We start from the raw sequence: 3,819 nt of genomic DNA, 5'->3' as shown, positions 1-3,819 counted from the left end.
GTCGAGCTGCCCGCCCTGCCCGCGACCCTGGGCCTGCCCGGGCTGCTGATGGACGTGCTGAGCGGCGGCGGCCGCCTCCACGGCACCCGCTACCTGCGCCAGCGGATCCACGGCGTGCCCGGCGCACTGGACCTGATCGGCTGGAGCATCGGCACCTGGGCACACGGACGCGCCTACGTCGCCCCCCTGGACGGCTACACGCCGGCCGCCCGCGAGGCCGCCACCCTGGCCGACCGCGACAGCCTGGCCGCCCTGCCCACCGCCTGACCGGCAGGCCGCGAGCGCGGGAGGACCCCGCGCTCGCGGCATCCCGGGGACGTGTCGTGAAGCTGAGCTGCCGGCTGCATCGAGCTGCTGCCGGCTCCCCTGGATCGCGGCACGTCCCCGCCCCCTCCGCGTCACGACCACGGGCGCGTGGACCTGCGCTCGCGGGTGGTGTTGTGCGCGCGCCGTTGTATGTGTATGGTTGGACACGTAGCGGGGGGCATGAGGCCCCCGGCACCCCGACCAAGGAGGCACCTCCGATGCCTGAGCACCACCTTCTCGACCTCGACTCCCTGCCCTCCGCCTTCGAGCCCTGCCCGGAGTGCGGCGACGTGATGTGCCAGCCCGACCCGTGGGGCGAGGACTGCGACGACCGCGCCCGGCGCCGCCAGGCCGTGGCCACTCTGGAGGACCAGCGCCGCCAGGCCCACGCCCTCGCGGCCCCCGCCGCCGCCGCGCGCGCCCGTCAGCAGTGCCTGGAGCTGACCGGCTCCGATGGCACCCACACCTCCCGCGCCGGCGCCCGCGCCCTCGACGTCAGCACCGGCCCCTCCACGCATGGCCACGAGCGCCGATGGGCGCACCCTGGCAAGCGGTCCCCGGGGCACTCTGCGACCACGGGCCACGCTTCCGAGGCGGACCGACTGTTCGTGTTCAGCACATCTGCGGCCCCGTTTCAGCCGGGCCGTCCCTACAGTCCGTTTCAGGCATATGCGCTGCTGCATCATGGCGGGGACTACCGGGCGGCCGCGGCGGACCTGCGGGCACGCGGGTTCGGTGGCGGCCCGGCCGCGGGGGGTGGTGAGCCGTGGGGGCGCGACTAGCCTTGACCCTCTATGCCGAGTGGTCCCAGCACCTGACCCCGGGGGACATGAATGCCGCGGTCCGCATGGCGCTCACCGCCCGTGACGACGGGGCACCCCCGCTGTACTACGGCGGATGGGAAGCGCTCGCGGCGGCGCTGGGGTACTGGAAGCCCGGGGCTGACCCTGAATCCGTCCGTCGGCAGACGCAACGTGTCATCACCAAGCTGGTTCGGAAGGGCGTCATCACATCTAGTGGACAGGCCCGCCCGCGCGTGCGCGCCGAGTACGCCCTGAACCAGGACCCGCTATACCAGTTCGAGCCGGTCGGGGAGGGAAGGGCGGTCACCTGGCGACGGGTTCCCCGCGCTGATCCCAGAGCCGTAGACAACCGGCCGAGCCCATCGGGTGGGGGACTCGCAGAGTCTGGAACGGGGGACTCCCAGAGTCCCGCACGGGGGGACTCTGGGAGTCCCCCCAAGGAGACACTTCAGGAGACACATCAGGATTGGCCCGGACAGGCGTGCCCCCCTCACCGCGTCGGGCGCGTCGGCAGAGCTGGCGAGACCAGGCGGCGGGCCCACTTGGCCAGTCTGGTCGACGAGCTGCCCACGCTCGCACAGCTGGGGATGGGGGATGGACCGTGAGCGGTTAGCCCTGGTCCCGGGCTGGGGGCCTCGCGCCTACAGGTGCGGGCCCCCAGGGTCCCAAGGCCTACGCGTCGCGGACCAGTGCCGAGCTGCTAGACGTTCCTTCGCCGCTACTACCTGGCGGTCGAGTGCCTGAAGAGCCCGTGTGACGTCAGGGAGAGAGACGGACTCGCCAAGGATTGTGTACTGGCCGTCCTCTGGGTTGAAGTGGTGCAAGTGCATTTCTTCGAGCCCTTCAATCCCGGTGATCATGTCTTTAGACCCGATGTTGTTGCGGAGGATGATCCGAGGGGGATACATCATGAGCCTGTCCAGTCGCTCATCGAAATGTTCGATGCTGTTGCGTAGCGCTCGCGAGCGGATCGGGCTGTCCTCTGGGACAGAGAGGGCTTCTCGAATCGCTGCCCCTCTCCCTTCGGCGAACTTCATCCGCTGATCGCGTTCGGGCCTAGTCTCACCCGGACCCATCTGCCCATTCTTAGTCTTTGGCCAAATCAGCTGGGCAACCATGGCCGTTTCGCTAACCACGGTTTCAGCATGATCGAAGGCTTTTTCGTGAAGACGTTGCCCCTCGGCGTTGCTACTAGGCGAAGGTGGAACGTTGAAACCCAGGCTCCGGCGCATCGCTATGGCCTTGTCCATCAACCGCGCAGCATTCAACGCTCGGCCGACATGGCGCTGAATCTCATCTAAGTAGCAGTCCATGGCGAAGTCGTCGAAGGGCAGCACGTCAGGTAAGGGGGGTTTGTCGGCGCTCTCCGGAGTGGTGGATGTCATAGCAGGAGCCTAGTAAAGCTCCGGCGGGCGGGTAAGGGGCGGGGGCACCGGGATAACCCATAAGGTGATGACAACCTGCCCTGCGGTAGAGCGGTAGTTGCCAACGCGTCGGCTGGCGACTCTGGCGGGAGAGGGCAGGCGGGACGAAGGGGGCTAGCCACCGTGTGGCGGCGAGGGGGCGTGCTACGGGTAGCGCTGGGCGGGCTCGCAGGATCTGTCACATAGCTGTCACATGGCGGGGCGCGTGTGAATCACTCCATGTCAGACATGGAATTGTGGAGAATCACCCAGCTGCACCCCGAGCTGGTCGCGGCCCTGGACAAGGTCGCCCACCACGAGCTCGGTACCGCCCTGGGCTGACCCCCCCCGCCCGCGAGCGCGGGGCCCACCCTGGCCCCGCGCTCGCGGCACGCCGGGGACGTGTCGCGGAGATGCGGGGCCGGCTGCATCCGTGGCACAGCCGGCGGCTGATGCGATGCAGGGTGTTGCACATACGCCCGCGTATGTGTATGGTTAGACACGTCAGCAGGGATCACCCGGATCCCCGCACCCCATAGAAGGGACAGCCATCATGGCCAACGCAATCCTGATCACCCCCACCGGCGACGTCACCGAGGAGCAGGTCAACGGCCTGGAGGACTTCCAGCAGCACGTCGGCGGCTACGTGGAGGCCCTGTCCTCCGACGATGGCGACCACACCATCTGGCTCAACGAGGAGGGCAAGATCGCCGGCCTGCCGGTCAACTCCAAGGGTCACCGGATCGTCCACGAGCTGACCATCCTCGCCCCGGACGACGTCATCGTCGGCCCGGTGCTGATCACCGGCGACCTGGCCGACGACGGGGAGACCTACCTGCCCCCCACCAAGGCTCTGCGCGAGCGGCTCGGCCTCGACGACTGAGCCCCACGGGCGGGCGGGCCCCGCGGCCCGCCCGCCCCGGCCGCGCCGGGGCCACCCACGAATCCCACGCCCCTGTTGCGCCGTCAATCTTGCGCGTGTATGGTTATACACATCAGCAGGGGTCACCCGGACCCCCGCACCCCCGACGAAAGGGACTCCGATGACCAAGGCCATGATGATCCACCCCGACGGCACCACCGCCGACGTCGAGCTCCACACCATCCCCGCCGACGTCGACCGCCTGCTGGGCGCCACCGCTGAGGTCTACAACCCCGGCGACTACGACGGCATGGACGGCGACTGGTCGCTCTGGGCCGACGCCCGCCACAGTTCCTCCCGCCCGTTCAACTCCACGGCCACCGAGATGATCCACGACGCCGGCTTCGACGCCCGCGAGATCATCACCGGCCCCGTCCTGGTGATC

Annotated in this window: 5 protein-coding genes; 4 read left to right on the top strand and 1 reads right to left on the bottom strand. The window is 69.1% G+C overall.

The window, feature by feature from the left end:
* Both J1M38_RS11575 and J1M38_RS11570 read left to right on the top strand, forming a co-directional pair.
* Positions 1 to 267 (top strand): hypothetical protein (locus J1M38_RS11575; RefSeq protein ID WP_206501271.1); only part of this gene is annotated, 267 nt, incomplete at its 5' end.
* A gap of 257 nt (positions 268 to 524) precedes the next feature.
* Positions 525 to 1,088 carry a hypothetical protein gene (locus J1M38_RS11570; RefSeq protein ID WP_206450858.1) on the top strand — a complete coding sequence of 188 codons (564 nt, stop codon included), beginning with the start codon at positions 525 to 527 and terminating at the stop codon, positions 1,086 to 1,088.
* A 662-nt stretch (positions 1,089 to 1,750) separates the two neighbouring features.
* On the opposite strand, the gene J1M38_RS11565 is transcribed toward J1M38_RS11570, so the two are convergent.
* Positions 1,751 to 2,494 (bottom strand): hypothetical protein, encoded by a 744-nt coding sequence (locus tag J1M38_RS11565; RefSeq protein ID WP_031943813.1) that lies wholly within the window; start codon positions 2,492 to 2,494, stop codon positions 1,751 to 1,753.
* A 571-nt stretch (positions 2,495 to 3,065) separates the two neighbouring features.
* On the opposite strand from J1M38_RS11565, the gene J1M38_RS11560 reads away from it, so the two are divergent.
* Both J1M38_RS11560 and J1M38_RS11555 read left to right on the top strand, forming a co-directional pair.
* Positions 3,066 to 3,395: a DUF3846 domain-containing protein gene (locus J1M38_RS11560; RefSeq protein ID WP_031943816.1), complete on the top strand. Its 330-nt coding sequence runs from the start codon at positions 3,066 to 3,068 to the stop codon at positions 3,393 to 3,395.
* A 160-nt stretch (positions 3,396 to 3,555) separates the two neighbouring features.
* Positions 3,556 to 3,819 (top strand): hypothetical protein (locus J1M38_RS11555; RefSeq protein ID WP_206501270.1); only part of this gene is annotated, 264 nt, incomplete at its 3' end.

This window comes from Micrococcus sp. KRD070, assembly GCF_017168435.1.
Taxonomy (GTDB): Bacteria; Actinomycetota; Actinomycetes; order Actinomycetales; family Micrococcaceae; genus Micrococcus; species Micrococcus luteus.
The sequence above is the reverse complement of the archived record's forward strand: the minus strand, read 5'-3'. Positions and strand labels throughout refer to the sequence as shown.

Coding starts and splice junctions, on each gene's coding strand:
- J1M38_RS11570 (WP_206450858.1), top strand. CDS start 525: ATGCCTGAGCACCACCTTCTCGACCTCGACTCCCTGCCCTCCGCCTTC.
- J1M38_RS11565 (WP_031943813.1), bottom strand. CDS start 2,494: ATGACATCCACCACTCCGGAGAGCGCCGACAAACCCCCCTTACCTGAC.
- J1M38_RS11560 (WP_031943816.1), top strand. CDS start 3,066: ATGGCCAACGCAATCCTGATCACCCCCACCGGCGACGTCACCGAGGAG.